Raw genomic sequence first — 5,951 nt, 5'->3', positions numbered from 1 at the left:
ACCAGCCCGAGGAGCTGATAGGGCGGCTGGTGGTGGCCGTGGTCAACTTTCCGAAGAAGCAGATTGGGCCCTTGATGAGCGAATGTCTTGTGACCGGCTTCCACGATGCCACGGGAGCCGTGGCCCTGTGCGTGCCCGACAAGGAGGTGCCGCTGGGCACGCGCCTGCTGTGATCGGCATGTTCGGATGCAAAATGGCCGCCAGCCATTCTCCTGCCTACGGATACTGCTATGAATATCAGCTTCAACCCGCTGGTGCGCGTGCGCACCGTCACTGCCTTTGTCAACCTCAGCGCCGATAAGGCACAGTGGCAGGCCGGCCTGACCCAGGCCAAGCAGCAATGCGATGCCGTGGCCGATGCCATCGAGGCGCGGGGCTACCCGGTACAGTCCATCCGCATCGTGAGCAACCCGTTCGGCGAATACCTGGACGTCCGCGGCATAGACAGCGCCCTTGCCGGCCTGCAGCACATTGCCGAAACGCTCCAGACCATCAACACCGGCAAGCGCCGCATCCGCTTTGCCGTGGGCGAAGCGCGCAATGCGCAGGAGGTGGCCCTGCTGCCGCAGCTGATTGCCGCCTATGGCGACCTGTGCAACGCCTGCGTGAATATCGATCTGGATGAACATGGCTTTCTGCAGACCGGCTTGCTGGCCCACAGCGTGCAGGCCATTCAGCAAATCGCGCGCACCACGCCGCGCGGCGAAGGCAACTTCAACTTCACGGTCAACTTCAACTGCGCACCCGGCATTCCCTATTTCCCGGCCAGCTACCACCGCGGCCAGCACCACGGAGCCCTGGTGCTGGGGCTGGAGACGCCAGACCTCATGGTGGCTGAACTGAAGGCGCTGCAGCAGCAGCGCCTTCAACTCGATCACGCAGCGTGGTTCAAGCTCGCATTCGAGCGCCTGAGCCAGACCCTGAACGAGCATGCCACTGCCATCCAGCGCTGCGCCGACAGCGTGACGCTGGCCGATGGCTGGCATATCGCGGGCATGGACACCTCGGCCGCACCATCCAAATCCTGCGCCTCCATGGTCGAGATCTACCGACTGCTGGGCGTGCCCTGTTTCGGCGCCAGCGGCACCGTGGAGGCTTCGGCCCTGCTGACCCGCGTCTTCAAGTCGGTCAGCGGCGTGACGCAGATCGGTTTCAGCGGCCTGATGCTGGCCGTGACCGAGGACCAAGGCCTGGCCCAGGCCAGCATCGACGGCGAGTTCGATATCCGCGCCCTGCTGACCTACAGCAGCGTCTGCGGCATCGGCCTCGACACCGTGCCCGTGCCGGGCGACAGCAGCGCCGAGCAGATCGCGGCCGTCATGCGCGATACGGGCACCATGGCCTTTCGCCTCAACAAGCCGCTGACGGTGCGCCTGTTCCCGGTGCCCGGTCTCAAAGCGGGCGACACCACAGCGTTCGAGAGCGCAGATCTGTGCAACTGCGCCGTACTGGCTCTGCCTTGAGCATCTGACAAGCGGGCTGCTGCGCTTGGCCGTCAAGCGCCGGCAGCTATGGCTTTTGATAATCCCCTACCCTCGTTCTGCTTGACCTGCCCCCATGGTGGTAGCCGGGGTGCCCCCGGTAAAATCGGTCCATATGGTAAAAATCATCGTCTTGGCACTGGTGCTGCTTTTCTTGGGCTGCGGGCTGTACATGCATCTGCGCGGCAAGGTGCGCCACAAGGTGCTGCGCCAGCTGTTCGATCACTCCACGTTCACGGCGCCATTCAACGTCTTCATGCTGATGTTCAGCAAGGTGCCGCGCACGCCCTACCTGCCCACCAGCACCTTCCCCGAGCTGGCACCGCTGCAGGCCCACTGGCGCGAGATCCGCGAGGAAGCCGTGAATCTGCAAAAGAACATGCAGATCAAGGCCGCCGCCAACAACGACGACGCAGGCTTCAACTCTTTCTTCAAGACCGGCTGGAAGCGCTTTTACCTGAAGTGGTACGGCGACGCCCACCCGTCGGCCATGGAGCTGTGCCCCAGGACCACGGCCCTGGTCAAGTCGATCCCCAGCGTCAAGGCCGCCATGTTTGCCGAGCTGCCGCCCGGCGCCAAGCTCAATCTGCACCGCGACCCCTATGCGGGCTCGCTGCGCTACCACCTGGCCGTGCTGGCCCCCAACGACGACCGCTGCATGATCGAAGTCGACGGCCAGCCCTATAGCTGGCGCGAAGGCGAAGGCGTGATCTTCGACGAGACCTATATGCACTGGGCCGAGAACCGCAGCGAAGGCAACCGCATCGTGCTGTTCTGCGATGTGGAGCGCCCCATGACCAATCGCTTTGCGCAGTGGCTTAATCACTGGCTGGGCAAGAACGTGGTGGCAGCCGCCAGCTCGCCCAACAACGAAGGCGACCCGCGCGGCATGATCAGCAAGCTGTTCAAGATCTCGTTCTATGCGGGCAAGTACCGCCGCGCCTTCCGCGACTGGAATCCGGCCTTCTACAAGATCCTCAAGTTCGGACTGATGATCGGCGTGCTGGTCTGGTTCGTCTGGTGGCTGGTTTCTTGATAACCCCCTGAGGCGCTACGCGCCCTCCCCCTGGCCGGGCGCCCCCAAGGGGGACGGCAGCATCGCCGCAAGGGCGGCTCTTGTTCGCTGCCCCTTACTTGAGCAATGCCTTATCAAGGCTCCCGCCCTAAATACAAACAAGAAAGCCGCTGTGCGATGCATCAGCGGCTTTCTTGTTTCTGCGATACCCTACAGCGCCTTGCGCAGCGTGGTCGTCGGTATCTTGAGCTGCTCGCGATACTTGGCGACGGTGCGGCGTGCGCACTCGATGCCCTGCTCCTTGAGCATGTCGGCCAGCTTGGCATCCGACAGAGGCTTTTTGGCGTCCTCGGCATCGACAAACTGCTTGATCAGCGCCCGCACGGCCGTGCTGGAGGCACTGCCGCCGGTCTCTGTACCCAGGCCTGAGCCGAAGAAATACTTGAGCTCGAAGGTCCCCTGTGGCGTGGCCATGTACTTGGCCGTGGTCACGCGGCTGATGGTGGACTCGTGCAGGCCCAGCGTGTCGGCGATATCGCGCAGCACCAGCGGACGCATGGCCAGCTCGCCGTGCACGAAGAAATTCTTCTGCCGCTCCACGATGGCTTCTGAGACACGCAAGATGGTGTCGAAACGCTGCTGGATGTTCTTGATGAACCAGCGCGCCTCCTGCAACTGCTGCTGCAGCGCCGCGTGACCGTCGCTGTTCCTGTGGCGACGCAGCACGCCGGCATAGATGTCGTGCACGCGCAGGCGCGGCATGACCTCGGGGTTGAGCTGCACGGAAAAGTCCGTCCGGCCCGAGCCGGCCCGCACCGGGCGCACGATCACATCGGGCACCACGATATGGCGTTCCACGTCGACAAAGCGGCGGCCCGGACGCGGCTCCAGTCTGGCGATCAGGGCCATCGCCTCGCGCAGCTGCTCTTCGCGTGCGCCGCACAGGCTGGTGAGCTTGCGCAGATCGCGCCGTGCCAGCAAGTCCATGGGCTGGGCGCAGATGGCCTGCGCCAGCAGCAGCCGGCTCATATGCGCCTCGGTCGTCCCCTCGTCCTCGGCCGTCTGGATCAGATCGCGCAGCTGCAGTTGCAGGCACTCGGCCAGATCGCGCGCACCGACGCCCACAGGCTCCAGGCTTTGCAGCAGCTTCAGCGCAATGGCAAAGTGCTGCTCGAGCTCCTCACGCTCTTGCAGGTCGTCGCCGGCCAGGCTCTGCGCCAGCTCCTGCAGGGAGTCCTCGAGATAGCCGTCATCGCTGAGCGACTCGATGAGGAAGCGCAGCGCCGCCCTGTCTGCCTCGCCCAGATGCAGGCTCAGTGCCTGACGATGGAGGAAGTCGGTCAGGCTCTGGTGCTCTCGCGCCAGATCGATGGCATCGGTTTCGTCATCGCCATCGCGGTTGCGCGTGGAGCTGCTGGCCGACGGCGTATCCCACTCGCTGCTGGATTCGCCACCCCATTCGCCGTCCTGGCCGTCCATGCCCTCGGCCTCCCAGTTCAGCGTTTCAGGGGTTTCGGGGTTTGACGCCTCCGCTACCGTTTCAGCAGCATTCTGCGCTTGCGATGCCTCCTTCTCAGAATGAATACTGTCTGAAGTGCTGTATTCGCTGACGCTAGCAGCTACACTTACAGGAGCATCGCCCGCAGTTTCGGCCTCATCGCCCGCACGTTCCAGAAAAGGGTTGTCGACCAGCATCTGCTCGACTTCCTGCGCCAGCTCCAGAGTGGAGAGCTGCAGCAGCTGAATGGATTGCTGCAGCTGCGGCGTCAGCGACAAATGCTGAGAAACGCGTAACGAGAGACCTGGCTTCATCGAGGCGCGGCTCCCAGACAATCATCGCGAACGCGCGCAGTGCCATGGGCTTGCCGCGGGGCCGCCCCAAGGCAAACCTCGGCGCAGCCGGTCAGGACCCCTTCTGGGGACAGCGACCACACAAAGTGAGGGAGCGTGGGTGTCATCACATCCTGAAATGTTCGCCCAGATAGACGCGGCGCACGTCGGCGTTCTCCACGATCTCCTCGGGCGTGCCTTCGGCCAGCACATGGCCGTCGCTGATGATGAAGGCGTGGTCACAGATGCCCAGGGTCTCGCGCACATTGTGGTCGGTAATCAGCACACCGATGCCGCGCTCCTTGAGGAAGCCGATGATGCGCTGGATCTCGATCACCGCAATCGGGTCAATGCCGGCAAACGGCTCGTCAAGCAGGATGAAGCGCGGCTGCGTGGCCAGGGCCCGGGCGATTTCCACGCGCCGGCGCTCTCCGCCGGACAGCGCCAGCGCGGGTGACTGACGCAGATGCTCGACGCGCAACTCCTGCAGCAGCCCGGTGAGGCGCCGTTCGATGTCGTCACGCGTCAGCGCCTTGCCCTGCTCGTCCTTTTGCAGCTCCAGCACGGCGCGCACATTGTCTTCCACGCTGAGCTTGCGAAAGATGGAGGCTTCCTGGGGCAGATAGGACAGGCCCAGACGCGAGCGCTGGTGGATCGGCATGCCGCCCACCGGCTGGCCGTCGATGAATATCTCGCCGCCATCGCTGCGCACCAGACCCACGATCATGTAGAACGAGGTGGTCTTGCCCGCACCGTTGGGGCCGAGCAGACCGACCACCTCGCCTTTTTGCACGGACAGCGAGACATCCTTGACCACCTTGCGGCTGCCATAGGACTTGGCCAGATGCTTGGCCTCCAGGCGGCTATCGGACTCGCCGCTGCGGCTGCTGGAGAAGGTCGGCTCGCTCATCGCTTCTCGTCAGCTTTCTCGCCGTCCAGCGTCATGCTCTGGCGCAGTGGGGTGGCAGGTGTGGCTGGCTTGGGCTGTGCTCCCGGCGTACCGTCCTTGGGTGCCATGATGGCGCGCACGCGACCGCCCTGGCCCACGGAAGAGCTCGGCAGACCGCCGCTGGTCTTCTGGCCGTCGACGGTGTAGACGTCGGTGATGTTGTTGTAGACGATGATGGAGCCTGTGACCTGGTCGCTGAGCTGGCCGCCCCGGTAGCGGCGCATCTCGCCACGGCGGATGAACTTGACGATATCGGCCTTGCCGTCGTACTCGATGACTTCGCCTTCGCCTTCGATGAACTCTTCAGGCTGGCCGGCCACGGTATCGCGCTTCTGACGGAAAAAGGCTCGCTTGCCGGGATCGGCCTTGATCACCCCGTACTGATAGCCCTCGGCATCCTGACGCACATCCAGCCGAGCGCCACGCAGCACGATGGAGCCCTTGGTCATCACCACATTGCCGGTGAACACGCTGGTCTGCTGCAGCTCGTCGTGGCGCAGTGCATCGGCCTCGATATTCATCGGCTTGGCGCTGTCGGCCTTTTCGGCATGGGCCATGCCGGTCGCTGCGGCCAGGGCACAGGCCAGCGCAAGAGGTAGGAGTGTTTTTTTCATGGAAGGCACGTTTCTTGCATCCATTGTAGTCATTCCCTTTTTGCAACTTGCGTAAAAACCAC

The 5,951-nt window shown here is 63.7% G+C and carries 5 protein-coding genes and 1 pseudogene; 3 read left to right on the top strand and 3 right to left on the bottom strand.

The features are described 5' to 3' along the window. The 3 genes and pseudogenes from E2583_RS16195 to E2583_RS16185 all read left to right on the top strand — a co-directional run. Positions 1–173: pseudogene (locus E2583_RS16195) on the top strand (tRNA-binding protein); the annotation flags it as partial. A 57-nt stretch (positions 174–230) separates the two neighbouring features. Beyond that, entirely contained in the window at positions 231–1,463 is a 1,233-nt protein-coding gene (locus E2583_RS16190) for a DUF711 family protein (protein ID WP_291597256.1), read from the top strand. A gap of 133 nt (positions 1,464–1,596) precedes the next feature. Beyond that, the gene (locus E2583_RS16185) at positions 1,597–2,517 is read left to right on the top strand and encodes an aspartyl/asparaginyl beta-hydroxylase domain-containing protein (protein WP_291597254.1); all 921 of its coding nucleotides are present in this window, start codon (positions 1,597–1,599) and stop codon (positions 2,515–2,517) included. Between the two features lie 189 nt (positions 2,518–2,706). On the opposite strand, the gene E2583_RS16180 is transcribed toward E2583_RS16185, so the two are convergent. The 3 genes from E2583_RS16180 to lptA all read right to left on the bottom strand — a co-directional run bounded on the left by E2583_RS16180 (position 2,707) and on the right by lptA (position 5,889). After that, the gene (locus tag E2583_RS16180; RefSeq protein WP_291597253.1) at positions 2,707–4,308 is read right to left on the bottom strand and encodes an RNA polymerase factor sigma-54; all 1,602 of its coding nucleotides are present in this window, start codon (positions 4,306–4,308) and stop codon (positions 2,707–2,709) included. Positions 4,309–4,453: 145 nt separating this feature from the next. Then, positions 4,454–5,236, bottom strand: a complete 783-nt coding sequence (gene lptB / locus E2583_RS16175) for an LPS export ABC transporter ATP-binding protein (protein ID WP_291597252.1) — start codon at positions 5,234–5,236, stop codon at positions 4,454–4,456. After that, complete coding sequence (lptA, locus tag E2583_RS16170) at positions 5,233–5,889, bottom strand: lipopolysaccharide transport periplasmic protein LptA (protein WP_291597251.1); 657 nt, start codon at positions 5,887–5,889, stop codon at positions 5,233–5,235. The genes lptB and lptA overlap by 4 nt, the downstream gene beginning before the upstream one ends. Positions 5,890–5,951: the final 62 nt, after the last annotated feature.

Origin of the sequence: Comamonas sp. (genome assembly GCF_009360615.1) — a bacterium.
Taxonomy (GTDB): Bacteria; Pseudomonadota; Gammaproteobacteria; order Burkholderiales; family Burkholderiaceae_C; genus Comamonas.
The sequence above is the reverse complement of the archived record's forward strand: the minus strand, read 5'-3'. Positions and strand labels throughout refer to the sequence as shown.